28 protein-coding genes are annotated in these 26,451 nt (G+C 61.5%); 13 read left to right on the top strand and 15 right to left on the bottom strand.

Features of this window, described 5'->3' with window-relative positions:
- Window positions 1-64 precede the first annotated feature (64 nt).
- From LOX95_RS01475 to LOX95_RS01485, 3 genes are all read left to right on the top strand, one after another.
- On the top strand, window positions 65-1,051 hold the full coding sequence (locus tag LOX95_RS01475) for a pirin family protein (protein ID WP_242912516.1): 987 nt from the start codon (window positions 65-67) through the stop codon (window positions 1,049-1,051).
- 94 nt (window positions 1,052-1,145) lie between these two features.
- Window positions 1,146-2,336, top strand: coding sequence for a methionine adenosyltransferase (gene metK, locus LOX95_RS01480; RefSeq protein ID WP_242912517.1), 1,191 nt, complete (start codon window positions 1,146-1,148; stop codon window positions 2,334-2,336).
- A 166-nt stretch (window positions 2,337-2,502) separates the two neighbouring features.
- Window positions 2,503-3,732: an argininosuccinate synthase gene (locus LOX95_RS01485; protein ID WP_242912518.1), complete on the top strand. Its 1,230-nt coding sequence runs from the start codon at window positions 2,503-2,505 to the stop codon at window positions 3,730-3,732.
- 22 nt (window positions 3,733-3,754) lie between these two features.
- On the opposite strand, the gene LOX95_RS01490 is transcribed toward LOX95_RS01485, so the two are convergent.
- Window positions 3,755-4,993: a PQQ-dependent sugar dehydrogenase gene (locus tag LOX95_RS01490; protein WP_242912519.1), complete on the bottom strand. Its 1,239-nt coding sequence runs from the start codon at window positions 4,991-4,993 to the stop codon at window positions 3,755-3,757.
- Between the two features lie 181 nt (window positions 4,994-5,174).
- Here LOX95_RS01490 and LOX95_RS01495 point away from each other — a divergent pair, with 181 nt between their 5' ends.
- The 3 genes from LOX95_RS01495 to LOX95_RS01505 all read left to right on the top strand — a co-directional run bounded on the left by LOX95_RS01495 (window position 5,175) and on the right by LOX95_RS01505 (window position 6,961).
- Window positions 5,175-5,603, top strand: coding sequence for a hypothetical protein (locus LOX95_RS01495; protein WP_242912520.1), 429 nt, complete (start codon window positions 5,175-5,177; stop codon window positions 5,601-5,603).
- Window positions 5,604-5,689: 86 nt separating this feature from the next.
- Entirely contained in the window at window positions 5,690-6,322 is a 633-nt protein-coding gene (locus LOX95_RS01500) for a LysE family translocator (RefSeq protein WP_242912521.1), read from the top strand.
- Between the two features lie 84 nt (window positions 6,323-6,406).
- A complete protein-coding gene (locus LOX95_RS01505; protein ID WP_242912522.1) occupies window positions 6,407-6,961 on the top strand; it encodes a CC0125/CC1285 family lipoprotein in 555 nt (184 codons plus the stop codon).
- A gap of 71 nt (window positions 6,962-7,032) precedes the next feature.
- Here LOX95_RS01505 and LOX95_RS01510 read toward each other — a convergent pair whose 3' ends face one another.
- The 3 genes from LOX95_RS01510 to LOX95_RS01520 form a co-directional block, all read right to left on the bottom strand.
- Window positions 7,033-7,830: an exodeoxyribonuclease III gene (locus tag LOX95_RS01510; protein ID WP_242912523.1), complete on the bottom strand. Its 798-nt coding sequence runs from the start codon at window positions 7,828-7,830 to the stop codon at window positions 7,033-7,035.
- 90 nt (window positions 7,831-7,920) lie between these two features.
- Window positions 7,921-8,553, bottom strand: coding sequence for a LolA family protein (locus LOX95_RS01515; RefSeq protein WP_242912524.1), 633 nt, complete (start codon window positions 8,551-8,553; stop codon window positions 7,921-7,923).
- Window positions 8,554-8,848: 295 nt separating this feature from the next.
- A complete protein-coding gene (locus LOX95_RS01520) occupies window positions 8,849-11,353 on the bottom strand; it encodes an FtsK/SpoIIIE family DNA translocase (RefSeq protein WP_242912525.1) in 2,505 nt (834 codons plus the stop codon).
- A gap of 144 nt (window positions 11,354-11,497) precedes the next feature.
- On the opposite strand from LOX95_RS01520, the gene LOX95_RS01525 reads away from it, so the two are divergent.
- On the top strand, window positions 11,498-12,748 hold the full coding sequence (locus LOX95_RS01525) for a UbiH/UbiF/VisC/COQ6 family ubiquinone biosynthesis hydroxylase (protein WP_242912526.1): 1,251 nt from the start codon (window positions 11,498-11,500) through the stop codon (window positions 12,746-12,748).
- A 206-nt stretch (window positions 12,749-12,954) separates the two neighbouring features.
- Here LOX95_RS01525 and LOX95_RS01530 read toward each other — a convergent pair whose 3' ends face one another.
- From LOX95_RS01530 to LOX95_RS01545, 4 genes are all read right to left on the bottom strand, one after another.
- Window positions 12,955-13,152 (bottom strand): Trm112 family protein, encoded by a 198-nt coding sequence (locus tag LOX95_RS01530; RefSeq protein WP_242912527.1) that lies wholly within the window; start codon window positions 13,150-13,152, stop codon window positions 12,955-12,957.
- A gap of 48 nt (window positions 13,153-13,200) precedes the next feature.
- On the bottom strand, window positions 13,201-13,863 hold the full coding sequence (locus tag LOX95_RS01535; protein WP_242912528.1) for an LON peptidase substrate-binding domain-containing protein: 663 nt from the start codon (window positions 13,861-13,863) through the stop codon (window positions 13,201-13,203).
- A 10-nt stretch (window positions 13,864-13,873) separates the two neighbouring features.
- Complete coding sequence (trxA, locus tag LOX95_RS01540) at window positions 13,874-14,770, bottom strand: thioredoxin (protein ID WP_242912529.1); 897 nt, start codon at window positions 14,768-14,770, stop codon at window positions 13,874-13,876.
- Between the two features lie 83 nt (window positions 14,771-14,853).
- Entirely contained in the window at window positions 14,854-15,402 is a 549-nt protein-coding gene (locus LOX95_RS01545) for a prolyl-tRNA synthetase associated domain-containing protein (protein WP_242912530.1), read from the bottom strand.
- 71 nt (window positions 15,403-15,473) lie between these two features.
- Here LOX95_RS01545 and LOX95_RS01550 point away from each other — a divergent pair, with 71 nt between their 5' ends.
- Window positions 15,474-16,214, top strand: a complete 741-nt coding sequence (locus LOX95_RS01550) for a DUF6065 family protein (protein ID WP_242912531.1) — start codon at window positions 15,474-15,476, stop codon at window positions 16,212-16,214.
- A 72-nt stretch (window positions 16,215-16,286) separates the two neighbouring features.
- Here the strand turns inward: LOX95_RS01550 and LOX95_RS01555 are convergent, their stop codons facing one another.
- Window positions 16,287-16,973 (bottom strand): response regulator transcription factor, encoded by a 687-nt coding sequence (locus LOX95_RS01555; protein WP_242912532.1) that lies wholly within the window; start codon window positions 16,971-16,973, stop codon window positions 16,287-16,289.
- 62 nt (window positions 16,974-17,035) lie between these two features.
- Window positions 17,036-17,734 carry a YggS family pyridoxal phosphate-dependent enzyme gene (locus tag LOX95_RS01560; RefSeq protein WP_242912533.1) on the bottom strand — a complete coding sequence of 233 codons (699 nt, stop codon included), beginning with the start codon at window positions 17,732-17,734 and terminating at the stop codon, window positions 17,036-17,038.
- Between LOX95_RS01560 and LOX95_RS01565 the strand changes: the two genes are divergently transcribed.
- A complete protein-coding gene (locus LOX95_RS01565; protein WP_242912534.1) occupies window positions 17,733-18,374 on the top strand; it encodes a thiamine phosphate synthase in 642 nt (213 codons plus the stop codon). The two genes, LOX95_RS01560 and LOX95_RS01565, sit on opposite strands and share 2 nt — an antisense overlap.
- Here LOX95_RS01565 and LOX95_RS01570 read toward each other — a convergent pair whose 3' ends face one another.
- Window positions 18,375-18,788: an NtrZ family periplasmic regulatory protein gene (locus tag LOX95_RS01570; RefSeq protein WP_242912535.1), complete on the bottom strand. Its 414-nt coding sequence runs from the start codon at window positions 18,786-18,788 to the stop codon at window positions 18,375-18,377.
- A gap of 390 nt (window positions 18,789-19,178) precedes the next feature.
- Between LOX95_RS01570 and LOX95_RS01575 the strand changes: the two genes are divergently transcribed.
- The 4 genes from LOX95_RS01575 to holA all read left to right on the top strand — a co-directional run bounded on the left by LOX95_RS01575 (window position 19,179) and on the right by holA (window position 23,857).
- The gene (locus LOX95_RS01575) at window positions 19,179-19,628 is read left to right on the top strand and encodes a DUF3576 domain-containing protein (RefSeq protein WP_242912536.1); all 450 of its coding nucleotides are present in this window, start codon (window positions 19,179-19,181) and stop codon (window positions 19,626-19,628) included.
- Window positions 19,629-19,712: 84 nt separating this feature from the next.
- On the top strand, window positions 19,713-22,292 hold the full coding sequence (gene leuS / locus LOX95_RS01580) for a leucine--tRNA ligase (RefSeq protein ID WP_242912537.1): 2,580 nt from the start codon (window positions 19,713-19,715) through the stop codon (window positions 22,290-22,292).
- Window positions 22,292-22,786 (top strand): LPS assembly lipoprotein LptE, encoded by a 495-nt coding sequence (gene lptE / locus LOX95_RS01585; protein WP_242912538.1) that lies wholly within the window; start codon window positions 22,292-22,294, stop codon window positions 22,784-22,786. Before leuS ends, lptE begins: the two co-directional genes overlap by 1 nt.
- Before the next feature lie 18 nt (window positions 22,787-22,804).
- Entirely contained in the window at window positions 22,805-23,857 is a 1,053-nt protein-coding gene (gene holA / locus LOX95_RS01590) for a DNA polymerase III subunit delta (protein WP_242912539.1), read from the top strand.
- On the opposite strand, the gene LOX95_RS01595 is transcribed toward holA, so the two are convergent.
- From LOX95_RS01595 to rsmG, 4 genes are all read right to left on the bottom strand, one after another.
- Complete coding sequence (locus LOX95_RS01595; protein ID WP_242912540.1) at window positions 23,854-24,045, bottom strand: hypothetical protein; 192 nt, start codon at window positions 24,043-24,045, stop codon at window positions 23,854-23,856. The genes holA and LOX95_RS01595 overlap by 4 nt on opposite strands.
- Before the next feature lie 64 nt (window positions 24,046-24,109).
- Complete coding sequence (locus tag LOX95_RS01600; RefSeq protein WP_242912541.1) at window positions 24,110-24,997, bottom strand: ParB/RepB/Spo0J family partition protein; 888 nt, start codon at window positions 24,995-24,997, stop codon at window positions 24,110-24,112.
- Window positions 24,998-25,023: 26 nt separating this feature from the next.
- Window positions 25,024-25,842: a ParA family protein gene (locus tag LOX95_RS01605; protein WP_242912542.1), complete on the bottom strand. Its 819-nt coding sequence runs from the start codon at window positions 25,840-25,842 to the stop codon at window positions 25,024-25,026.
- Complete coding sequence (gene rsmG, locus LOX95_RS01610; RefSeq protein ID WP_242912543.1) at window positions 25,832-26,449, bottom strand: 16S rRNA (guanine(527)-N(7))-methyltransferase RsmG; 618 nt, start codon at window positions 26,447-26,449, stop codon at window positions 25,832-25,834. The genes LOX95_RS01605 and rsmG overlap by 11 nt, the downstream gene beginning before the upstream one ends.
- Window positions 26,450-26,451: the final 2 nt, after the last annotated feature.

Genomic DNA, 26,451 nt, shown 5'->3' on the forward strand with positions numbered 1-26,451 from the left:
GCGTTTTTGCCCCTTGAAACGGTAACAGTGTTGATTACCTATTAAGCAACATAGGAGATCAACCATGACCCAAAGCGTCATCAGCACCAAACCGCTGGAAAGCCCTTGGCAAGGGCTGGATCCATTTCTGTTCGCCGTTCACCACGTCGATAATTATCCGGCCGGTGATGGTCGCTTGGGCATCAAGCCCGAGGACCGCGCCAAGGAAGGGCAAGGTTGGCGCATGTACCATGGCGAGCGTGTTCCGGGTTTTCCCGCCCACCCGCACCGCGGCTTTGAAACCGTGTCCATCGTGCTGAAGGGCTATGTCGATCATGCAGACTCCCTTGGTGTTGGCGCACGCTATGGGCAGGGCGACGTCCAATGGCTGACCACCGGCGGCGGTATTGAGCACGGCGAGATGTTCCCGCTGGTGAACACTGACAAGCCCAATACGATGGAGATGTTCCAAATCTGGCTGAACCTGCCTCCCGAGGGCAAGTCGGCCAATCCGGCTTTTGAAATGTTCTGGGCCGAGGAAATCCCCGTCATCGAGAAAGACGGTACCAAGGTGACTGCCATCGCCGGTGCGTTTGGCGATGTGCGTCCGCTTGCCCCGCCGACGGACTCCTGGGCATCGAAGCCCGAAAACGAGTTGGCGATCTGGCTTATCGATATCGACAAGAGCGGCAGCATAACGCTGCCGACTGCATCCATGGAGGCTCTTCGACGCGCCTATATCTATGAGGGTCAGGCGAATTTTGATGGCAATGTGCTGCCGGCGAACCATCTCGCCAATCTGGATGCCTCGCGGGCGACCACCATCAGAAACGATGGCGATCAGCGGGTACGTATCCTGTTGCTGCAATCCAAGCCCATCGAGGCCCCGGTTGTGGCGCGTGGTCCGTTCGTCCTCAACACCAATGAGGAAATGATCGAGACGGTCATGAAGTACCAGAGCGAGGGTTATGGTCGTTGGCCGTGGCCAACGCGGGCCCATACCCACGACCCTGATGAGCGCCGTTTCATCCGTTACCCTGACGGGCGTCGCGTAACCCCGCCCGCCGGTTAAGGTCAGACAAAGACAGTCACGGGTCGGCAATGACTTGCACGTATAAGCATATCTTTATATGTCTGCATGCATCGCATCATTCAGGAGCCGACCCGTGGCCCGTTCTTCTTTCCAGTTCACGTCCGAAAGCGTCTCCGAAGGTCACCCCGACAAGGTCGCGGACCAGATCTCGGACGCCATCGTTGACCTCTTCCTGTCTAAAGACCCCGAAGCCCGCGTAGCCTGTGAAACCCTGACCACCACGCAACTGGTGGTGCTGGCCGGTGAAATCCGCGGCAAGGGCATCTGGGAAAACAACGGCTGGGTCGGCAACATCGAGCAAGAGATCGAGGACACTGTCCGCCGCGTCGTGCGCGAGATCGGCTACGAGCAAGACGGCTTCCACTGGAAAGACTTCACCTTCCAGAACAACCTGCACGGCCAGTCGGCAGACATCGCCGTGGGCGTAGACTCGACCGACACCAAGGACGAAGGCGCTGGCGACCAAGGCATCATGTTCGGCTATGCCTCGAACGAGACGCCGGAACTCATGCCGGCCACCCTCGCCTACTCGCACAGCATCCTGAAAAAGCTGGCTGGCGTTCGTCACGCCGGTGGTTCGATCCTCGAGCCGGACGCCAAAGCTCAGGTCACGCTTCAGTACCAAGACGGCAAGCCGGTCCGTGCGACCTCGATCGTCGTTTCGACCCAGCACGCGGTGGGCAAGAAGGACGACGTCGAAGGCGTGGTTCGTCCGGTTGTCGAAAGCATCCTGCCGGCTGACTTCATCACCAACGAAACCGTCTGGCACATCAACCCGACCGGCATCTTCGAAATCGGTGGTCCGGACGGCGATACCGGTCTGACCGGCCGCAAGATCATCGTCGACACCTACGGCGGCGCTGCTCCGCACGGTGGTGGTGCCTTCTCGGGCAAGGATCCGACGAAGGTTGACCGCTCGGCGGCCTATGCTGCCCGCTATCTGGCCAAGAACGTGGTTGCTGCCGGTCTTGCCAACCGCTGCACCATCCAGCTGTCCTACGCCATCGGCGTAGCCAAGCCGCAGTCGGTCCACGTTGATCTGCACGGCACCGGCAAGATCGATCCGGAAATCCTTGAAAAGGAACTGCCGGCCATGATCGGTGGCGCGACCCCGCGCTCGATCCGCGAGCATCTGGGTCTGAACAAGCCGATCTACGAGCGCACCGCAAAATACGGTCACTTCGGTCGCGAACCGGAAGTCGACGGCGGCTTCTCGTGGGAGAAGACCGATCTGGTCGACAAGCTGAAAGCACTGGTCGCCTAAGGTCGTATCGACTGCAAGATCATGAAGGCACAGCGTTTCAAGGCGCTGTGCCTTCTTTTTTGCCCGCATTGCGCCAACATACGCTTGCATCGCGGGGGGTTAGGTCTTTTAAGCGCGACAACACCGCCTGAAATGGCGCTCCCCTGTTTTCAAGGATTTGCCGACGATGAGCCTCCCTGCTCCTAAAAAGGTCGTCCTCGCCTATTCGGGCGGTCTGGACACCTCGATCATTCTGAAGTGGCTTCAGACCGAATACGGTGCCGAAGTCATCACCTTCACCGCTGACCTGGGTCAGGGCGAAGAACTGGCTCCGGCCAAGGAAAAGGCTCTGAAGCTCGGCATCAAGGAAGAGAACATCTTCATCGATGACCTGCGCGAAGAGTTCGTTCGCGACTTCGTCTTCCCGATGTTCCGCGCCAACACCGTGTACGAAGGCCAGTACCTGCTGGGCACCTCGATCGCGCGTCCGCTGATCGCCAAGCGCCAGATCGAAATCGCCAAGATGCTGGGCGCCGACGCCGTCTGCCACGGCGCGACCGGCAAGGGTAACGACCAGGTTCGCTTCGAACTGGGCTACTACGGCCTGGCTCCGGACATCCGCGTGATCGCACCGTGGCGCGAATGGGACTTCAAGTCGCGTGAAGCCCTGCTGGCCTTTGCCGAAGCTCACCAGATCCCGATCTCGAAGGACAAGCGCGGCGAGAGCCCGTTCTCGGTCGACGCCAACCTCCTGCACTCCTCGTCGGAAGGTAAGGTTCTGGAAGATCCGGCCGTTGAGGCTCCGGAATTCGTCCACCAGCGCACCATCGCTCCGGAAGACGCTCCGGACGTCGCGACCGTCATCACCATCACCTATGAAAAGGGTGATCCGGTTGCCATCGACGGCGTTGCCATGTCGCCGGCCGAAATCCTGACCAAGCTGAACCAGCTGGGCCACGACAACGGCATCGGCCGTCTGGACCTCGTCGAGAACCGCTTCGTCGGCATGAAGTCGCGCGGCGTCTACGAGACCCCGGGTGGCACCATCATGCTGGCCGCACATCGCGGTATCGAATCCATCACGCTTGACCGCGGTGCCATGCACCTGAAGGACGAGCTGATGCCGAAGTATGCCTCGCTGGTTTACAACGGCTTCTGGTTCTCGCCGGAGCGCGAGATGCTGCAAGCCGCCATCGACAAGTCGCAAGAGAAGGTCTCGGGCACCGTCCGCGTCAAACTCTACAAGGGCAATGTCACCGTCATCGGTCGCGAAAGCCCGAACAGCCTGTACGACCAAGAGCTGGTTACCTTCGAAGAAGGTGCAGTGGCCTACGATCACAAGGACGCTGAAGGCTTCATCAAGCTGAACGCTCTGCGTCTGCGCGTACTGGCCAAGCGCGACAACCGCGCGGGCTAAACGCCTCTAACGCTTTAGACTATCAGGGCCGGGCGATCCTCAGGATCGCCCGGCTTTTGTCATCTGTGACCCATATCGAGCCGTCACGTGCCACCGCCATGGCCACGGGTGTCCCGCGCGGGTGCTGTCCCGAAACGCGGTCCCAGTTGGGCGTGATAATGCGTCCGCGCACGCTGGGCGTATTGGCTGGATACCGCAGCGCTCCACGCGGATAGATGGCGTAATAGCCGTTGGTGTCGGTGAGCGGCACGCCGTCGCCCCCTGTCTCTATGGCCACGATGCGGCCCGCGGTGCGACGATAGCCATGCCAAGTCGAAAGCAGCCTGCCCTCCAGTTCGGGGAACATGCCCCCTGAATAATACATCAGGTCCAGCGGTGCCGCGTGCGGCGGCATAAGCGCCACCGGTTTGTCTCGGCGATCACACCGAGCCTGCGCCGCGCTCCACCCCGGCAAGGGGGTCTGCATGTTCACACAATATGGCCAGCCGTAGTGCCCGCCCTGACGCAGGACATTGACCTCTTCAAACGGGTTGTTCGGGTCATCAAGATCAACCGAGTTCTCGGCCTGTAATATGGTGCCGGCGCTATGTTGCACCAAGGCAATCGAGTTTCTCAGGCCAGACGCAAAGACGGTGCTGTCTTCACTCCAGCGTCCATTGCCTAGATAGGCGTGCCGCCTCACTTGCCCCGTTTCCGCCTCTTCGACGCAAGCCCCGTGTGGGGTCGTACGCGGGCGACCTGCCGTATCGAGACAGCGGTCACTAGGGGCACCGACATTGACCAACAGGTCGCCATTGGCATCGAACACAAAGCTGGACAGCGGGTGGCGGTTGTCGTGCAGCTTATTGTCCGGCAGGCCCCCGATGACAGTCCTCAGACTGGCCTGCGGATCGGCGCCATCCACATCCAGCGTCGGAATACGGTTCATCTCCGACAGATAGATGCGCCCGTCAGGTCCTCTGGCGATGGCGTGGGGCATGGAGAGGCCAGACAAGAGGCGTCGCCAGCGGACAGTCCGGTCGCGGCCTATGCTCATGCGCCACAACGCGCCCCGCCCCGCCGTCCACTCTCCCAGATCACTGACCAGCCAGTCCCCGTCATCCAGAGCGAAGATGTCTCGCGGCATACGAGGCCCCTCACTGCCCGCGCCCTGCCAAACCAGTCCCATGCAATAGTCAGCGACCATGCCGACTCGGGTAGCGGGATAGCCTGCACATTTGCCCGAGGTGGCATAGGGAACCGACGGTGCGGCAGATGCCAATCCAAGACCCAGCGTCGTCGCTAATCCGGCCAGGCCCAGCCTTTTTAAAATCGCTCCCGACACCCGATCACCTCGCATTTGCATAACGATAGTATATCCCGGATGTCGGGAACTGAACTTTGCTGACGATCATTTGAAATCCGTCAGGGGTCGAGGCTCCGCTGTTTTCTGGAGACTTGTCTTGTACCTGCGATGCGTTCTTATCTCTGTAGCCCTTTTCGCCCTTTCGGCTCCGGCGCATGCGCTGACGATTCAAGAGGCACCGGCAGCGGTTGCGCCGTCAGAAGCGGAAATGGAAGCGGCTACCACCCGTTTCGAGGCACGCATGAAGGAACTGGAGGCGGAATTGGACGCCCTCATCGCAGCCAACGCTGGCAATCCTGACGCCATGACCGCCAAGATTGACGAGGTCGTCACCCGCTACCAGCCGGACTTCGATGCCCTCATTCAGGCCAGCGACGTCTATTTCAATGGAGCCATCGCCAGCGCCGCGACACCCGACGAGCGCCAGCAGTTGGAAGCGGCGCGCGCTCAACTCCTGCCCTTACTGCGTGACCTGCCGGATCAAGTCCGCAACGGTGCATTGGCCGTAGCACGCCAGCCCAAGTAAAAATCGACGATCACTTAATGTAGCAAAGCCTGTCATCCGGCGATGGCAGGCTTGACCGCTACGTATGGACGGCTCACAGGGCCGATATGTCCAATCTGCCCGTCGACCCGCATCTGTATGTGACCTATCTGGGGGCCATGGCCGTGATGGCGTTTACGCCCGGACCGGCCAATGTATTTGCCATCGCCACGGGCATGCAGCGCGGCAAGCTGGCGGCGCTGTGGGCGGTACTGGGTATGAATCTGGCCACCCTGACGTGGTTTGGGGCCGCCGCCCTTGGTCTGGGTGCACTGGTCAAAGCTTTCCCGGCCGCATTCAAGCTGATTGCCATCGGCGGAGCGCTATACGTCGCGTGGCTAGGCATCAAATCCCTGATCAAGGCCTTCAATCCCATCGGTGGTCTTTCCAAGGCCGTGCTGAGCAAAACCCGCAGTCCGGTTTTGGACGGGTTTCTGGTGCAGATCGCCAATCCCAAGGCTATTCTATTTTTCACGGCCGTACTGCCGCCCTTCCTGTCGCTGGACAGGCCGATCGGTCCCCAGCTGATGCTCTTGGGTGCAGGGACGATTGGCTTCGATGTCATCGCTATGTGTTGCTACGGACTGGGCGGCGCGGCCATTGCCCGCATGATGCAGAAGCCCTCCTTCCGGCGAGGTTTCGACATTGCTGTGGGGGTGTTGCTGCTTTTGGCAGCGGGCCTGATTGCGGCACGCTTGTGAAGCGCCTAGCTTTAGTGTTGGAACACCGGCGTTCACGCCCCGTTCAGACGGCATAATGTTCTCTGGGACCAAGGAGAGACTTCCATGAAGATACTTCGCAGAACTCCCATTGCTCTGGCTCTGGTCGGCGCTCTGGCACTCGGCGCCTGCGCAACGGCGACGCCCTATCAGCCTGCCGGCTATAACGGCCAGCGCGGCGGCTATTCCGAGCAGCGTCTGGAATCGGACCGTTTCCGTGTCAGCTTCGCAGGTAACTCTGTGACCTCGCGCGACCAAGTCGAGATGTCGCTGCTGCTGCGCGCTGCAGAACTGACCGTCGAGCAGGGCTACGACTGGTTCCAGACAGTGGACCGCGCTACTGACCGCGACACCCGTTATGTCGCCCAGCCGGACCCCTTCTATTACGACCGCTATCGCCCGTTCTGGGGTCCGCGTTGGCGCTACTACAACCGCGGCATGTGGAGCCCGTGGGGTTCGCCGTGGGGTCCGGAGGTCGATATCCAGCGTATCGACCGCTATGAAGCCACCGCCGAGATCAAGATGGGCCGCGGCGCTAAACCGGCAGGCAACAACGATGCCTTTAACGCCCGTGAAGTGATCGAGAATCTGTCGTCTCGGGTCACGCGCCCGCGCAGCTAACCGACTTCTCCCCGAAGCCCTTCAATACGGGTTTCACGCCCTGACAGCCCTGCTGTCAGGGCGTCGCTTTATCAGACGTCCAGATCCATCACGACTGGAGCGTGATCGCTAGGCTGCTGCCATTCGCGAACGGTATCCAGAACACGGGCGCTACCCTTCACCACGGCTGAACTTAGGCCCGGCGAGGTCCACAGGTGATCAAGCCGCAGGCCTCTATTCGACACCCGGAAGTCCTTGGCGCGATAGCTCCACCAACTGGCGAGTTTCATCGGCTCAGGATGCTGGTCGCGCAGTACGTCGAGGAAGCCGCCTGCATCCTGAAGACGGTACAGCGTCTCGATCTCTATCGGCGTATGACTGACCACCTTCAGCATGTGACGGTGGTTCCAGACGTCATATTCGCCCGGTGCGATATTGAAGTCGCCTGCGAGAACCAGCGGAGCCTGTTTGTCGCGGCGCGCGGCCTCTGCGGTCAGACGCTCATAGAAGTCCATCTTGTGATCGAACTTCGGGTTCAGCGCGCGATCAGGGATGTCGCCGCCCGCCGGAATGTAGAAGTTCTGGATCTCGACCCCTTTGACCATCACCGCGACGTTGCGCGCGTGCTTTTCGCGGCAGACGTCGAGGACTGGCGCTTCGGCAATCGGAAACCGGCTGGCGATGGCGACACCGTGCCAGCCTTTTTGGCCGCCGACCTTGAGGTACGGCATGCCCATATCGATGAAGGCCTGACGCGGGAACTGGTCCTCCGTGCATTTGATCTCCTGCAGGCACAAGACGTCGGGCGCGTATTCGGAAACGAAACGCGACACCTGATCGATGCGCAGACGGACCGAGTTGATATTCCAGGTAACGATGCGAAGGGCCATGGCCGCGCTTTAGCAGTGGCAGGCCCCCTACGTCCAAAAAGAAACGCCCGGGACATGTGCCCCGGGCGTGAAACCTTGGATGAGAGCCCTTTAGTTCCGCGACGGACGACGGGTCGGGTCGCGCAACTGGAACAGACTGTTGGCCAGTCCCGATGCGGGCTGCAGCGAAGTCAACTGAACACGAGTGCGGGCCCCTTGGGCATCGGAGATGGTCCATTCCTGGAGGCGACCGCCAGCGAACGACAGGATCACCGAACCCTCGTTCGGACGACGGGCGTCACGAGCGGTGATGGCATAGGCCCCCGACGACATGCGAGTCACGCGGTCAATCCGCACGCCTTGGTCCAGACGGACGTTACGGGCGAGGAAGGTCGACAGCGGGGTCTGGGCCAGCGGCACCTGACGGAAACTGTTCAGGCGCGGATCGTAGCGGTTGACGTTGTTACCGTCGGCCACGACCAGAAGCCCGGCCGGATTGGTGTACTCGAAGCGCATCTTGCCCGGACGGGACAGCCAGAAGCGGCCTTCGCGGCGCTGGTTGTTCGGACCCGTCTCGACGAAGGTCCCTTGGGCACCCGTCAGATTGGTCAGATAGGTCTGGGCTTCACGCAGGACAGCCTGATCGTCAGCCGAGAGGGTCGATTGCGCGGTCGCGGGCGCAACAACGAATGCAGCAACCATAGCGGCGGCCCCAAGGCCTAGAGCACGTCGAGAAAGCATCATGTCTTAGTCTCCCATTCGGGATTATCGAGACCCCCACCCTGCCCCGTCGGCTTGGCGTCCTCATGACCCAAGGCAGACCATATTCCGGCGGTAGAATGAAGAGGTGTTCAGGTAGATTTATGCCCGTTCATTCACGGACGCTCGTCAACCAAACGAGCAAGGTCAGACGCCGTTCCTCGAAGAACCAAAGCCAGCCAAAAGGGCCCCTCAAGGATGCACTCAAGCAGAGAGCTTCCGCGAAGCGAGCGTAGCGCGTCGGCGTAGCCGACCCCTCAAATACCCGATTGTCTGAAAATCAGACAATCGGCGGCGGGCCCGCCAAAACTTCGCGTTTACCTGCATGGTTGGCGGCCGTAACGACGCCTTCCTGTTCCATGCGTTCGATCAGTGTCGCGGCGCGGTTATAGCCGATCTGCAGACGGCGCTGGACGTAGGAGGTCGAAGCCTTGCGATCGCGGGTGACGATGGCCACAGCGCGGTCGTACAGGTCATCGCCCGAACCGCCGCCGCCTTCGTCGCCATAGCCTCCGTCACCGTCGCCATCAGGCTCGTCAGTGATCAGGTCCAGATAGTCCGGCTCGGCCTGCAGGCGCAGGTGCTTGCAGACTTCCTCGACCTCGTTATCGCCGACGAACGGGCCGTGCAGACGCGTGATGCGACCACCGCCAGCCATGTAGAGCATGTCGCCCTGACCCAGCAGTTGCTCGCCGCCCTGCTCGCCTAGAATGGTGCGACTGTCGATCTTGGACGTGACCTGGAAGGAGATACGGGTCGGGAAGTTGGCTTTGATGGTACCGGTAATGACGTCCACCGACGGGCGCTGGGTCGCCATGATCAGGTGGATACCGGCAGCGCGGGCCATCTGGGCCAGACGCTGGACGGCGCCTTCCACTTCCTTGCCCGCGACCAGCATGAGGTCGGCCATCTCGTCCATGACGACGACGAGGTAGGGCATGGGTTCGGGGCGGATTTTCTCGGACTCGTAGACCGGACGGCCCTGCTCGTCGAAGCCGGTTTGGACGGTGCGTTCGAAATGCTCGCCCTTTTCCTGCGCTTCGCGGGCGCGCTCGTTATAGCTGGCCACGTTACGCACGCCGAGCTTGGACATGCGGCGATAGCGGTCCTCCATCTCGCGCACAGTCCATTTCAGCGCGACGACGGCCTTCTTCGGATCGGTCACGACCGGAGCCAGCAGGTGCGGGATGCCGTCATAGACGGACAGTTCCAGCATCTTGGGATCGATCATGATGAAGCGGCATTCGGCAGGCGAATGGCGGTACAGGATCGACAGGATCATGGCGTTGACGCCGACCGACTTACCCGAACCCGTCGTACCGGCGATCAGCAGGTGGGGCATGCGGGCAAGGTCGGCGACATAGGGCTCGCCGCCGATGGTCTCGCCCAGTGCCAGCGGCAGCAGGTGCGATTTCTTGTCGTACTCGCCGGACGCGAGCAGGTCGCGCAGGAACACCGTCTCGCGCTTGGCATTCGGCAGTTCGATACCGATAGCATTACGGCCCTGAACCACCGAGATGCGGCAGGCCCGCGCAGACATGGAACGGGCGATATCGTCGGCCAGAGCCACGACGCGGCCGTGTTTCACGCCCGGTGCAGGCACCAGTTCATAGAGGGTAACCACCGGTCCCGGACGGATCTGGTCAATCGTGCCGCGAACACCGAACTCCTGAAGGACGCCTTCCAGCATCTTGGCGTTGGCTTTCAGCGAGTCCTCGTCGACCATGCCGCCGCGCTGGGTCGGCTTGGTCAGGATGCCCAGAGACGGCAGTTCGAACCCGCCCTCATGTTCGAAACGGAAGGTCTGCTGGTCGATATCGACAACAGGCTTGGGTGCCTTGGTCGCGGCGACCTTGGGTTCAGCCTCTCGCGAGCCGCCCTTGGTCGAGGGCGGGGCGACCGGAGCGGGCTCTTCCCACGGGGGGGCGAAGTCGCCTTCGTCCTCGGCGTCATAGGCAGCGCTGGCAGGGGCGCTGGTCGGGGCGACAGGTTGGCTGGCAACCGAAGCAGCGGTCGCCGCAGCCGGAACAGCGACCTCTGCGTCATTATATTGTTCAGGCAAGACATGGCGCGGTTTGCGCGGCGCAGCTGCGGCTCGCGCAGGTTCGGCCTTGGCCTTGGCATTCTTGACCTTGGGCCCCTTCGCCGGACGCGCCACGCGAACGTTTGCGCCCTTTTCGGCGGCCCAACCTGCCGTATCAGTCAGATCGCGAAGGCGCAGCCCGACCGTATAGCCCAGCGACCACAGAGCGATGGCGCCGAACACCACACCCACAATGATTTTGGCATAGGGCACGTGGACGGCCGTCAGCCCCTTGGCCAGCAGGCCGGTAATACCGTCACCCCACAGGCCGCCCATGCCGCTGGCCAGGGGCCAAGCCGCAGGCGCGGCCAGAGCCGATAGCGCAGCACTTGCGAGCAGAACGCCCATGACAGCAGCAAAGGTCTTCAGACGGGTCGGGTGCAGGCGATGCGGAACAGCATCGCCCAGAGCGACGCCAACCCCGAATGCCCCCACCAGCAATACGCCAATCGCCGCACCAAGGCCTAGAGACTGCATCAGGATGTCGGCCAGTACGGCACCGCCGCCGCCCAGCCAGTTCTTGACCGGCTGCGTCGAGGCTGTGTTCCAGCTGGGATCCGCTGCGTTCCATGAGGCCAGCGCCACAAGGATAAGGGCGGCAATCACCGCCTGCGCAACACCGCGCACACGCACCGCAAAGGGCGCACCCCAGATGATGCGGAACGTGGTCCACGCCCGGTCAACAAGCACAGCAGCAGTCATGAGGCGCACCTCCGGCACAGAACTAACCTCTGCTTGTGCCGGAACAGGGTTAACGCCCTATTTACCAGCGGTCATTCGTGACCTTGTTTCACCATTGATTACGCGGGGCTGGACCTTTGCCCCCTTTGGCGCGACACAAGACCTATGAGCGGTTCTGATTACGACATCATCATTGCAGGCGCAGGTCTGGCCGGAGCGGCCTTTGCGCTGGCGGCGGCGCAGGGTGGACTGAAGGTTGTGGTGGTTGACCCCCAACCGTTCGAAAACCAGTTGGCACCCACGTTTGACGGTCGCTCAACAGCGATTGCCTATTCGACCTTCCGCATGTTGGACGCCTTGGGTCTAGGGGCCTCGCTTCGTCCGCATGCCTGCCGCATGGACCGTATTCTGGTGACCGACGGACAGCGCCCCAGCGCCTCAAGCCGTCCGCCGTCGCCTGCATTTATCCGTTTTGACGCCGACGAAATCGGTGATCGTAACGGTGGCGAGCCACTGGGTTATATGCTGGAGAACCGCCGCATCCGTCAGGCTCTGGCCGAAGCGCTGCCCAAGGCCGAGGTGGAAATCCTCGCCCCCGCAGCCGTTCAGTCGGTCAATGTCGAGCCGGGCGATGCCGAGGTGACGCTCAAAGACGGCCGGACCTTGAAAGCTCCGCTGGTGGTGGGGGCCGAAGGGCGCGGCTCCACCGTGCGGCGCGAGGCGAAGATCGACACCCTGGGCTGGGCCTATAACCAGTCGGGCGTCGTCTGCACGGTAAAACTGGGCAAGGATCACGGCAACGTCGCCCACGAATATTTCCTGCCGGATGGTCCATTTGCCATCCTGCCGCTAACGGAACAGCGCGCTTCGCTGGTCTGGACCGAAAGCACGCGCCGTGCTGACGCCTTGAAGACCTGCTCGGATGAAGCTTTCCAGGCGCACCTGTACCGTCGCTTTGGCGAGTTTCTCGACAGCGTCGAGGTGGTGGGCCCCCGCTTTGTCTATCCTCTGAGCCTGCAACTGGCTGAAAACCTCATTGCGCCGCGCACGGCCATTCTCGGCGATGCCGCCCACGGGGTTCACCCTGTTGCCGGACAAGGTCTGAATATGGGCCTGAAAGACGCTGCTGCGCTCGCCGAGGTCCTGACGGATGCTCTTCGTTTGGGCGAAGATATTGGCTCGGAACTGGTGCTGGAGCGCTATGCCCGCTGGCGCCGCTTCGACAATGCGGTGCTGGCTGCTGGTTTCGACGGCTTCGTGCGACTGTTCTCTAACGACATTGCGCCTGTGCGCCACGCGCGCGACCTCGGCATGGCCATCGTCAACCGCATCGGCCCCATGCGCCGCGCCTTCATGCACGAAGCCGGTGGTGCCACCGGCGACCTCCCTCGGCTTCTTAGAGGTGAGGCTCTTTAGGGCCTCAAGCCGCAAAGCGGCTCGGGCGTGCCGCTACCGCTCGGTGCGCGGCCCCTCGCTGCTTTAGCGAAAGTACAGCCCCCAATATTCGGCCCGTAGCGCCCTGCGCTCAAGCCGCGAGCCCCCGCGGGGCATAGCGACCAAACCGCAAAAGGGCCGCTAGCATCGCTAGCGGCCCTTTGTGCGAAAAGCATAAAGCATGCAACCTAGTCTTCTAGGCTGCGTGCATCCTCGACCAGCATGATCGGAACGCCTTCGCGGATCGGGAAGGCTAGCTTGGCACCCGCCGAGATCAACTCGTTACGCTCGCGGTCATAGGTCAGACGCCCGCGCGTTACCGGACAGATCAGGACTTCCAGCAGACGCGGGTCCACGGTGACGGGGGTGTTGAAATCATCGCTCATGGTGAGTTTCTAGCCGTGTCGCATCAAAGTTGGAACAGGGATGTGGGTCTATTGAACTCGCGGGGGCGTATCTTCGTCCGAAGCACCACCGGCCCCGTCGATTTGGAGCAAGGCGGTTAGCACCTCACAGCGATCGCGCAGATCCGGAGCCTCGACCAGCGCCTGTTTTTCGGCCGGCTCGAACGGCAGCCCCATAGACAGGCTATTGATCAGGGCTTCGGCCGGTGCGGCCTTGGCCGTGTCCCAGTCGATATCCAGACCTCTCGCGGCCAGATAGGGGGCAAGCGCATCCAGAAAACGCTCGCGATCCAGACCTTCGAACGCGTCCGGTCCTTCCAGATCATCCGCATAGGGTTCGAAGTCGGCCCTCACCTGACGATAGGGGGTCGTGACCTGAAGCTCTGTGGCAATCCGGAAACGCGAAATGCCGGTCAACGTGATCAGATACCGCCCATCGGAGGTTTCAGCGAAACTGGTAATACGCCCTGCACAGCCCACGCGAACCAAAGGCGGGCGTTCGGACAGCGGACCTGCCGTCTGGATCATGCCGATGAGGCGCTCTCCTGCCATCGCGTCATCGATCATGTTCAGATAGCGCGGCTCGAATATATTCAGGGGCAGTTGCCCGCGGGGCAGGATGATGGCCCCGGGTAATGGAAAGACCGGAATGACCTGAGGCAGGTCCGACGATCTTACATATCCCTGAGCCATATTATCGATCCTAACCGAACAGAAGCGAAGACAAACGGCGACGACCGTCCTTGGACACATCACTCATGGTGCCGGCGGCTTCGAACACCGTCAGCAATTCCTTGCGGGCGGCCTGATCATTCCACTCGCGATCCGCTTCGATCACGGCGAGCAACTGGTCGACCGCGCCTTTAAACTCACCCGAAGCCGCTAGAGACTGGGCCAGTTCAAAGCGGGATTGGAGATCCGCGGGGTTGGCTGCGACGCGGGCTTCCAGTTCGGCGCTGGGGCCGGTCGATTTCGACGCGAGGCTCAGTTTAGCGCGCACAGCCTGAACGGCTGGCTCCTTGGAGTCGGCCGGTGCCATATTGATGGTCTGCAGAGCCTGCTCGGTATCACCGTCGGCCAGATAAACGCGGGCGAGACCGGCGATCGCCTTCTCGTTTTCCGGATCGACCGTCATCACCTGCGCAAAAGCCTGCGCTGCACCACCGATGTCGTTGAGCCCGAGCGATTCTTCGCCCAGCGACAACAGTTGCTCGATGTCGGCACTGGCGCTGGAGCCACCGGTCAGGCGGTCGATGAAGGCCTTGATCTGGCTTTCCGGGACGGCACCTTGGAAGCCGTCGACCGGTTGACCGTTGACGAAGGCATAGACCGTGGGGATTGACTGGACGCGCAGTTGGCCCGCGTAGGCAGGGTTGGCGTCGACGTCGATCTTGACCATCTTCACCTTGCCGGCGGCGGCGCGGACGCTCTTCTCAAGAAGAGGGCCCAGCGTGCGGCACGGGCCGCACCAGGTTGCCCAGAAATCGACGATCACCGGCTGGGACTTCGACGCCTCGATCACGTCCTGCATGAAGCTGGCATCCGTACCGTCCTTGATCAGATCGGAGGGCGGAGGGGCGGACGGGTCGGCAAAAGTCATGGATTTCGGCTCCCAAGCGCGAAACAGTAAAATGAATTACCCATCAGATGGTTCTGATGGCGGCCAGACTCAAGGCCAAGGTGTTAGACGATACGTTCCATCCGTTCGAAATCGACCACGAAAGGCGAGCGGCTAAGGCTTTCGAGGAAAGCTCTGAAGGCCGCTTGTTCAAATGCCGTGGTGGCCGTGTTTTCCAACGGGTGGAAGTTGACGATGTCAGCCTGCCACAACCGGGCATCCAGAATGAATGTGACCTCTTGCTGCGGGTCATTGATCAGCCCCAGAGCCGTGACCGAGCCGGGACGCACGCCCAGATATCGCCAAAGCAGGTTTTCGTTTCCGAAAGACAGACGGTCCGAGCCGATCACCTTATGGGTGCGCTTCAGGTCAATAACCGTGTCCTGAGCTGCCGAGATCAGCCAAAGCCTGCCCTTCTTGTCTTTCAGGAACAGGTTTTTGGTGTGAACGCCCGGCATATCGGCCTTGAGTTCAAGCCCCTCCTCCACACGAAACACAGCCGGATGATCGTGGGTGACAAAGGCAATGCCTTTGTCCTGCAGATAGGCCGTCAGTGCGGCTCGGTCGAACGGCGGGCAATATTCGGGTGGCGGAGAAACAGCTACGTCAGTCATTGCGCTTGTCTGGAACTATCGGGCCACTTAGGGAGATGGCGTAAGAAACCGATAGCCTGTGGAGCCGAGACTTGGAACTGGAATGCTATCCGATGAGCGCACGCCCGTGCGATCTGGTGCCGGGGCGACAGTCGCGTAACTGGATGGACGCCTTTGCGTCTCGACATCCCTATCGCTGCCTGCCGCTGACGATGGCCAATACGACGGGCTGGGAAATCCTGTGCCCGTTCGGTTTCAGCGCCGAATGGAATGGTGGTCCGGCCCAGACCGATATCACCATCAAGTCCGACCATCCGGTCCAGAACATGGACCATTTCGTCACCTCGCACTTCTCGCGCGGCGTCGTGACGATGCACCCGCAATACCTGTTCCGCACGCCTCCGGGTTGGGGCCTTATTGCCAAGGGCTCGCCCAACCATGTGAAGGACGGCATCCAGCCACTGGAAGGTCTGATTGAGACGGACTGGCTGCCCTTCCCGTTCACGATGAACTGGATCTTCACCCGTCCGGGCCGCGTAAAGTTCGAAAAGGGCGAGCCCTTCTGCTTCATCCAGCCGGTAGAGCACCGCCGCGTGGAGCAGTTCGAGCCTGTCATCCGTACGCTGGAATCCAATCCGGTGATGCAGGGCCAGTTCGAGGCATGGAACCGTGCCCGCACCGACTTCAACCAGCGGCTGGCCAATTTCGAGCCGGACGCCGTGAAGGAAGCGTGGCAGCGATACTACTTCAAGGGTGAAGTGCCCGAAGCCCTGGGTGCCGCACCGGAGACCCACGCCAACAAGCGCCGTCTGAAAATGCCCCGTCTGGGCTGAGACAGGCCTCGTGACCAAGAAAAAGCCCGCTGCGGAAATCCGTCAGCGGGCTCTTTTTATCTGGCATGCCAATCAGGGCTGAAGGCGATAACCACCCGCGTCGGTCAGCAGCAGTCTCGCCTGACCGGGCTCGGCCTCGATCTTTTGACGCAGACGGTAGATGTGGGTTTCCAACGTGTGGGTGGTGACCCCTGCATTATAGCCCCACACCTCGGTCAGCAGTTCTTCGCGCGACACCGGCTTGGTCCCTGCGCGATAGAGGTATTTGAGGATGTTGGTTTCCTTTTCCGTCAGGCGAACCTTCTTGCCTGCGGTATCAACCATCACCTTGGAGGCAGGGCGGAACTCGTACGGGCCGATCTGGAAGACTGCGTCCTCGGACTGTTCGTGGCTGCGCAGATGGGCGCGGATACGAGCCAAAAGGACAGCAAACCGGAAAGGCTTGGTCACATAGTCATTGGCACCGGAATCCAGACCCAGAATGGCGTCGGAATCTGACGACTGCCCCGTCAGCATGATGACGGGTGTCGAGACGCCCGCCTTGCGGATCAGGCGGCACGCCTCGCGGCCATCCATGTCGGGCAGGTCGACGTCGAGCAGAATGAGGTCAGCGCGCGCTTCGCGGGCCTGTTTGACCCCGTCTGTCGCATTGGCGACCTGTACCGGGCGGAACTCTTCGTGAAGCGCGAGTTGTTCTGCGAGGGCTTCGCGCAGATCGTCGTCGTCATCGATGATCAGGATCGTCTTGGGCGTCGGCATATAAGAACAATGGCGACCCGAACGGCGTAAGCCAAGAGCCACTCTGCCCTAATCGGCCACAATCATCCGGTTTTTGCCGGATTTCTGGCACCAAACAGTGCCGAACCCACCCGAACGTGTGTCGCACCGCAGCGAATAGCTGCCTCGAAATCCCCGCTCATGCCCATGGAGATGACGGCCAGACCGTTGCGGTCGGCGATATTTTTCAAAAGCTGGAAATGCGGGACTGGGTCTTCATCAACGGGCGGGATACACATTACGCCCTCGACGGCGAGGCCGTATTTCATCCGCGCTGTTTCGATGAGAGCATCCGCATCCTGCGGCATGACCCCGGCTTTCTGCGGCTCTGCGCCGGTATTGACCTGCACCAGAACGCGAACGCTGCGCCCCGACTTGGCCATCGCATCTGCCAGCGCCTTGGCCAGTTTTTCGCGGTCCAGTGTTTCGATCACATCGAACAGTTTGACCGCATCCTCGGATTTGTTGGTTTGCAGCGGCCCGATGAGGCGAAGTTCAAGTCCTTCGCGCTGATGCGCCCAGTGCTGATAGGCCTCCTGAACGCGGTTTTCGCCAAAGACCTTTTGCCCAACAGCCAGAGCAGCACTCAACGCCTCGGGGCTTTGGGTTTTGCTGACAGCCGTCAGGATGACGTCGTCGGGCTGCCGTCCGGCCTCGATACAGGTACGTGCGATCTGCTCGCGGGTTCGCGCGAAGTTTTCGGAGATGGACGCAGCGGAAAAAGCAGGATTAGTGGCGGTCATGACTCTTCCTCGGGACGCAGACATCCTGTGGCATACCGCCTTGGCACTAGCGCGCCGTTCGGGCGGTGTCAGCCCGTATGGCCGCAATATACCGCCATTGCTGTTCTTTACCGACCCTGCGCGCACCCCCACGCCGTGGCGCGTAGCGGAACGGATGCCGCAGGGAGCAGGCGTCGTCTATCGCGCTTTTTCCAGACCCGATGCCCGCGAGGTGGGACAGCGTTTGCGGGCAGCATGCGATTTGGCCGGTCTGCGCCTTCTCGTGGGCAAAGACGATGTCCTCGCGCGGGAGATTTCTGCAGACGGTATTCACCTACCGGAAAACGACATGCATCGGGCAAACTCGTTGCGTGCGGCCAACCCCGACTGGGTCATTACCAGTGCCCTGCACGGCCCGCTTGGTCGCCGTAGCGCACACGCTCTGGACGCTTTTGTTGTCTCACCAGTATTTCCGGCCGGCGGCTCCTCGGCGGACAAGGTCGAACTGGGCGTCACCGGAGCAAACGCTCTGATCGAGGGCCTGCCCTGCCCTGCCTATGCGCTGGGCGGGATCAATGCCGAGAACGCGCACCGGCTGCGCGACACACAGGCGTGCGGGATCGCCGGAATAGACGCTATCCAGGCGGCCTTTAGCGGCTGATTAGAATTTGAAGATGGTTTCCAGACGCACACGCGGTTGCGTGCGGCGATCGGTTTCCTCGACGCGGGCCGGATCGGTCTCGCGCGTGGCAAGATTGGCGGCAGCGCCGACGCGAAGGCGCGGGTTGACGCGATAGAAGGCCCCTGCCTCCACATCGCCCCAGTCGGTACCGCGACCCACAGGCTGATTGAGGTTCAGGTTCAGACCCCAGCGCCCGCTCTCGTTCCAACGCAGACCACGGCGGGTTTGCGTGTTCAGGCCCGAACGTTCGGCGGCGGGGGTGTTGGCAGCTTGGGCCAGACCGACTTGGGCACTACGCGACTGGGCAAGCGCGTCGGTGGACACGCTGGCGAGTGCCAGTGCGCCTACAACCGCCAGACCTGTTACGCCGATGCGCATCAAACCCAAGTCCATTCCAAGCCCGTACACCCTGAGGGGTAGGACGAGCGCCAAACCAATCTGTCCACAGGAACAGATGTCGCGATTAGACACCGCTGATCGTCAGGGTCAACGGCTCCCACCGAAAACGGCTGCACCTCGGAGGCGTTCCGGTGCGAGTCCGTCCCGACCTGTGTCTCAAGCGTCACGAATTTACTCGACCACCAATATGGCCAAGCTAGGAGATCGGCGGAATGTGGCCAATGTTGTTGCACGCCATGCAGATATAATGCCCGACGTCGCACCCACGCTTGTCACACCCCCTTTTCAGCGTGTTATAGAGCAACATTCCGGTGTCTGGTGATCCAGCGATTTGGCTGTGAATCCCGAGTGCCTTTACGTCGAGACCTTTTTGGAGATCTTGGAATGGCTTTTGTTCGTGGCGCTGCTATCGCCCTGGTCGCTACTGGCCTGCTCGTAAGCGGCTGCTCCAGCCTGCCGTTCGTCGGTAAGAAGACCGAAAAGGTTGCTTCGGTTGAAGATCGCCTTGGCATCGGCGTGAATGCCTATCTGTGGCGGGCGACCCTGGACACCCTGTCCTTCATGCCTCTGGCCTCGGCTGACCCGTGGGGCGGCGTCGTGAACTACGACTGGTACGCGAACCCGCAAACGCCAAACGAGCGCTTCAAGGCCACCGTCTTCATTCTGGACCGCCGCCTGCGTGCCGACGCCCTGAACGTGGCCGTCACCAAGGAAGTGCGTGACGCCAGCGGTCAGTGGGTGTCTGCCCCGGTCGCCGCGCAGACCGAAACCGATCTCGAGAACGCGATCCTGACCAAGGCTCGCCAGCTCAACCTCTCCAACGCAGCCCGCTAAGGGCTGCTCTCTCTTCTTTTACTTTAACGCTAGTCCTCAGGCCTGCCTCTCGCGTCCCGTCTGAGGCATTGCCTAGGATACGCCGTGGCCCGCTACGAGCCCAAAGTTACCGAACCTCGCCAACAGGCCCGCTGGGCCGATGCTAACGTCTTTACGGCACCTAACGAGGACACCGGTCGTCCCAAGTATTACGTCCTCGAGATGTTCCCCTATCCGTCGGGCAACATCCATATGGGTCATGCCCGCAACTATGTGATGGGCGACGTCATCGCCCGCTGGAAGCGCGCGCAAGGCTTTGACGTTCTGCACCCGATGGGCTGGGACGCGTTCGGTATGCCGGCCGAGAATGCCGCCATGGAACGTGGTGTGCATCCGGGCGACTGGACCTATTCTAACATCGACAACATGCGCTCGCAGCTGAAGCTGCTGGGCCTGTCGCTGGACTGGTCGCGCGAACTGGCGACCTGCGATCCGGAGTACTATGGCCAGCAACAGGCGTGGTTCCTGGAGCTGATGAAGCGTGGCCTCGTCTACCGCAAGGAAGGCACGGTCAACTGGGATCCGGTCGACAACACCGTGCTGGCCAACGAACAGGTCATCGACGGCCGCGGCTGGCGTTCGGGTGCTCTGGTTGAAAAGCGCAAGCTGACCCAGTGGTTTATCCGCATCACCGACTATGCCGACGACCTGATCGACGGCCTGAAGGAACTTGAAGGCCGCTGGCCGGACAAGGTCCGACTAATGCAGGAAAACTGGATCGGTCGCTCCAAGGGCCTGCAGATGAAGTGGGCCTTCGCGGGCACCGCGCCTGAAGGTTTCGAAGACGGCGTGGAAATCTACACCACCCGTCCGGACACCTTCTATGGCGCGTCCTTCGTCGGTCTGGCTCCTGACCATCCCATCTCCAAGATGCTGGCCGACGCCAATCCGGACGTGGCCGACTTCGTCGCCGAATGCCGTAAGGGCGGTGCTTCGCAAGCCGAAATCGAACAAGCCGAGAAGATCGGCTTGGACACCGGCCTGAAGTGCAAACATCCGTTCACCGGCGAGGCAGTGCCGGTCTGGATCGCCAACTTCATCCTGTCGGAATACGGCACGGGTGCCATCTTCGCCTGCCCTGCCCACGACCAGCGCGACCTTGATTTCGCTCGCAAATATGGCCTGCCGGTCAAGGCCGTGGTGCGTCCGCACGACGCCGACGAAACCTTCACCGTTGCTGACGAGGCCTATACGGGTCCGGGCGTGCTGTTCAACTCGGACTTCATGAACGGCATGGAGATCGAGGAGGCCAAGGCCGCCGCGATCGCCAAGATCGAAGCTGCCGGCACCGGCAAGGGTGCGACCATCTACCGCCTGCGCGACTGGGGCGTCAGCCGCCAGCGCTACTGGGGCTGCCCGATTCCGGTCATCCACTGTGAAGACTGCGGCGTAGTGCCGGTTCCGGCCGACCAACTGCCGGTCGAACTGCCCAAGGACGTCACCTTCGACGTGCCGGGCAACCCGCTGGATCGCCACCCGACGTGGAAGCACGTCAACTGCCCGACCTGCGCCAAGCCGGGCCGCCGCGAGACCGACACGCTGGATACCTTCGTGGACTCCAGCTGGTATTTCGCGCGCTTCACCGATCCGAAGGCCTCGATCCCGATCAACAAGGCTGCGGCTGCCAAATGGCTGCCGGTAGACCAGTACATCGGCGGCATCGAGCACGCGGTACTGCACCTGCTGTACGCACGCTTCATCACCCGCGCCCTGTCGGACGCTGGCCTGATGGACGTGAAAGAGCCGTTCGCGGGTCTGTTCACCCAAGGTATGGTGGTTCACGAGACCTATTTCGACGGCCACGAGCCGAGCGGTAAGCCCAAATGGGTCGAGCCGACCGACGTCCAGATCGAACACATCGATGGCAAGCGCATCGCGCGTCGCCTCTCGACCGGCGCTGAAATCAGTATCGGTGAAGTCGAGAAGATGTCGAAGTCGAAGAAGAATGTCGTCGCGCCTGTCGACATCATCGAGACCTATGGCGTTGACGCTGGTCGTCTGTTCGTTCTGTCGGACAGCCCGCCGGAGCGTGACGTGCAATGGTCGACCGGTGGCGTTGAAGGTGCTTCGCGCTTCGTCCAGCGCGTCTGGAACGAGTTCGACGCCTATGACGCATCGGCACCAGCCAATGCCGACGTCGATGCCAGCCTGATCCGCGAAACGCACAAAGCCATCAAGGCCGTGAGCGAAGGCATCGACAGCTTCCGCTTCAACTCGGCTATCGCAAAGCTGTACGCCTTCCTCGGTGTGCTGAAAGACCATGCCAAAGCGGGTGGCGAAGCCAAGAAGACCGCTCTGTCGGCCCTCGCCCGTCTGGTTGCGCCCTTCACGCCGCACCTTGCCGAAGAGGGTTGGACCCGTCTGGGCATGGACGGCATGGTTCTGGAAGCCGAATGGCCCGTCTATGACGCCAAGCTGGCGGCTGACGATCAAGTCGTCATGCCCGTGCAGATCGGCGGCAAGCGTCGCGGCGAGGTTCAAATGCCGCGCGGTGCCGATCAGGCCGATGTTGAAGCCGCCGCACTCGCCAATGCGACCGTTAAGGCCTACCTTGAGGCCAACAACCTGACGGTCCGCAAGGTGATTGTGGTGCCGAATCGCATTGTGAACCTGGTAGCCAACTGATGAAACGCATCCTTCCCCTGTCTGCCCTTGCCGCCGTAGCCGCTCTGGTCTCGGCGTGCGGGTTCACCCCGATCTATGGTCAGACGGGGGAAGGTGCGATCGGTAGTACCTTGTCGCGCGTTGCGGTTTCGACGCCCGATGACCGACTGGGCTATCGCCTGCGCGAGCAGTTGGAGGACGCGTTTGGTCGCAATGCCTCCCTGCCCCCGCAATATCGACTTGATACGACGGTAGAGCAGTCGCGCCTACCGCTGGGTCGCCGCATCGATGATACAGCCACCCGCTATCAGCTGACCCTCAAGGCAACGTGGGCGCTGGTTCCGCTGGCTGGCGGCGAGCCGATCAAGGGCGAGCGCGCCACCACCACGACCTACGCGTCGGCTGACCAGCCCTATGCCGCCATTGCCGCCCAGCAGGACGGCGAGGACCGCGCAGCCGCCGATTTGGCGCGTCTGTTGCGACTGGACCTGATGCGTGTCCTCGGCCAGCGCTGATCGCCCGGAGGCATCCGCGTGATCCTGGCCAAACGACCTGATATCGAGCGGTTTCTAAAGTCTCCGGACAGCCAGATCCGTGCGGCCCTGATCCATGGCAAGGACCGTTCCGGCGTTCAGGAACGTGCCGTTACACTGTGCAAGACGGTCACGCCCGACCTGAATGACCCCTTTAACGTCACATCCTTGACTGAAGCGGACATCGACGCCGATCCCATCAAGCTGGAAGAAGCGCTCACGGCCCTCTCCATGCTGGGCGACAGGCGGTTGGTGCGGGTACGACTGGGTGATCCCAAGGCGAGCGTCGATAAGGCCGTCGCAGCGGCTCTTACGGCCCACGCAGAGGGTCAATATAACCCCGACGCACTTCTGGTCGTCGAAGCGGGCGCTTTAGGTCGCGAATCCGCTCTGCGCAAAGCCGCTGAAAAGGCGGGCGCGGCTGCCGCTATCGCCTGTTATGAAGACGAGGTCGGCGACGTCGCGCGCATGACCCGTGAGGCTCTGAGCGCCGACAAGGTCGGGCTGACGTCCGATGCTCTGGATCGTTTTGTTGCCCGCCTGCCGCGCGAGCGTGGCTTGATGCGGCAAGAAATCGAGCGCCTAATCCTCTATATCGGACCAGGTTCCGGTAAGACGATTGATATCGAAGAGTTGGACCAGCATCTGGGCGTAGAGCCGGATGCCTCCCTGTCCGACGCGGCGCTTCAAGCCTTTGGCGGTCGTGCTGGCCCCGCGCAGGCAGGCCTGCGCCGCGCATTGGCCGAGGGCGAAAGCGCTGTCATGGCCGTGCGGATGGTTTCGATCCATCTCGGAAAACTGCGCCGGATCAATGTGTTGCAAGCAAACGGCAGCGGCGCAAAAGAAGCCGCCAAGGCCGCAGGCGTTTTCTGGAAGCAGGAAGCTGAAATGCTGCGACAGGCCCGAAGCTGGCGTCTCGAAGCGCTCGACGAGGTGCTGAACAGCGTCAATATCGCGGATGTCGCCACCAAGACGACCGGTATGCCCGAGCACCTGATCGCAGAGCGCCTGCTGCTCGAAATAGGTGCCCGCGCTCGCCGCATGGGCCTTTAACCGCGGTGTGACATCCGGCGGAAAGCGGGCTTGTTCATCGCGGCGGCTTCTCGCTGCAACTGTTTTTCCAGCGATTTGGCGTCCATACCGCTGCCGATGCCTTGAGCCTTGGTCTTAGCTGCCTTCTTGGCAGCCAGAGCGCGACGCATGGTTTCAGCTTGGGTCGGTTTGGGGGATTGTTCGGTCATACCGTGGCTCATAGCACAACGGGCCCCGAAAGGCCCGTCGCCTAGAGATTGATGGAACGCGGGGTTAACCGCGCATCAAACGACGGCAAAGGTCGTCGAGCTGCTCAAGCGTCGAATAGTTCAACGTAATCACGCCCTTACCGCCATTATCAGCCAGCGCGACCTTGAGGCCCAGCGCGTCCGACAGGTCTTGCTCGAGTGCGGCGATATCCGCCGCGCCTTCGCTGTTAACCGGAGCCTTGGGCTTGGAAACCTTCGGACCTTCAGCCGATTTACGCGCTAGCATTTCGGTCTGGCGGACGTTCAAGCCCTTGGAAATGATCTCATCGGCCAGTTCCAGTGGGTTTGGCGCAGTGATCAGAGCGCGCGCGTGACCCGCCGTCAGTCGGCCATGGACAACGTGTTCGCGAATGACGGGCGGCAGTTGCAGCAGACGAAGCGTGTTGGCAACGTGGGAGCGGCTCTTGCCCACTACGCCGGCGACAGCATCCTGCGTACGGCCGAACTTTTCCATCAATTGGGCGTAGGCGTTGGCCTCTTCCATGGGGTTGAGGTCGGCACGCTGAACGTTCTCGATGATGCCGACTTCCAGCACCTCGACGTCGTCCATCTCGCGAACAACGACCGGAACCGAGGTGACGCGGGCAGCCTGCGCCGCACGCCAGCGACGCTCACCCGCGATGATCTGATAAACGCCCGGCTCGCCCGGCTGGCTGCGCACGAGGATCGGCAGCAGCACGCCTTTGTCGCGGATCGACGCCGTCAGTTCGTCGAGGTCTTCCTTTTTGAAGACCTTACGCGGCTGATCCGGATTGGGCTTCAGGTTCTCGATCGGCACACGGTGTACGCCAGCGGGCGCCGACGCAGCGGCGTCCACGGCCACAGCTTCCTGTGCGTTTTCACCCAGAAGGGCCGAAAGCCCCCGTCCCAGACCGCGTTGACGTTCAGACAAGATACGGATTCCGCTATTGTTTTTACTTAAGCCGCGAGTACTTCGCGACGTTGACGTTCGCGGGCGACGACTTCGCGCGCCAGCTTGAGATAGGCTTGGCTACCTGCACACTTCAAATCGTAGATCAGGGCAGGCTTGCCGTACGACGGTGCCTCAGACACGCGCACATTACGCGGAATGACGCTTTCGTAAACCTTGTCGCCAAAGTGCGAGCGCACATCGGCAGCCACCTGACCCGACAGGGCGTTGCGGCGGTCATACATCGTCAGCACCAGGCCCTGAATCTCCAGCGACGGGTTCAGGTTCTGTTTCACCATATCGATAGTGCGCATCAACTGGGTCAGACCTTCGAGCGCAAAGAACTCGCACTGCAGCGGCACCAGTACAGCGTCAGCCGCCGCCATGGCGTTCAGTGTCAAAAGGTTCAGCGAGGGCGGGCAATCGATCAGAACGTAGTCGAATGCTCGCTCGCCGTTCGCACCCTGCGCTTCCAGCGCATCGCGCAGACGGTAGGAGCGACGGTCAGCTTGGCTGAGTTCGATTTCCACGCCGGACATATCTGGATCGGACGTCACGATAAACAGGCCGGGAACAGCCGTCTCGACAGCCGTCTCATCAATCGAGCGGCCGTCGACGATCACGTCGTAAATGGTCACGCGACGGGTTTCACGTGGAACGCCCAGACCCGTCGAGGCATTGCCCTGCGGGTCCATGTCCACGATCAGAACCTTCTCACCAATCGCAGCCAGCGCGGTGCCGAGGTTGATCGCCGTGGTAGTTTTACCCACCCCGCCCTTTTGATTGGAAACCGCGAGGACGCGGGTCGTTTTCGGTTTAGCGGACACGACGCAAACTCCCCACTGAAACGATACGGCCACGCGCATCGCTGCGAGAGACCGTCAGGTCAGAGTCAAAATGCCAGACAGTGGCTGCCTGTTTCAACTCAGCTTCGGCCTTCTCGCCCTTGAGGAACAGACCTTTTGCACCGCGTTGGAAGTAGGGCTGTGCATAACCGAGTAATTTCTCCATCGGGGCCACGGCGCGCGCGGTCACGATGTCGACCTTAACCTGCTGCTCTTCGGCGCGACCATTGATCACGGTCGCGGGCAGGTTCAGTGCATCGACGACTGTTTGCAGGAAGCGACAACGCTTGCCCAAGGAGTCGATTAGCCAGACATGGCCGCCGTCGACGCCCTTCATCATGATGGCCAGGACGACACCCGGGAAGCCAGCCCCTGCCCCCAAATCGGCCCACGTCGTGGCCGCAGGTGCGAGGGAGAGCAGTTGCGCGCTGTCCCAAGCGTGGCGGTTCCAGAAGTCAGGAATGGTGTCCGGACCGACGAGGTTCATCACCTCATTGGCCTCGGTCAGCATATCAAGGAAGGCTTTCAGGTCCTCGATCTGGACATCGGACGCCCCGGTATCGGCACGGAATTTATCAATAGCGTTCATTA

Origin of the sequence: Brevundimonas pishanensis (assembly GCF_022750635.1) — a bacterium.
Classification (GTDB): domain Bacteria; phylum Pseudomonadota; class Alphaproteobacteria; order Caulobacterales; family Caulobacteraceae; genus Brevundimonas; species Brevundimonas pishanensis.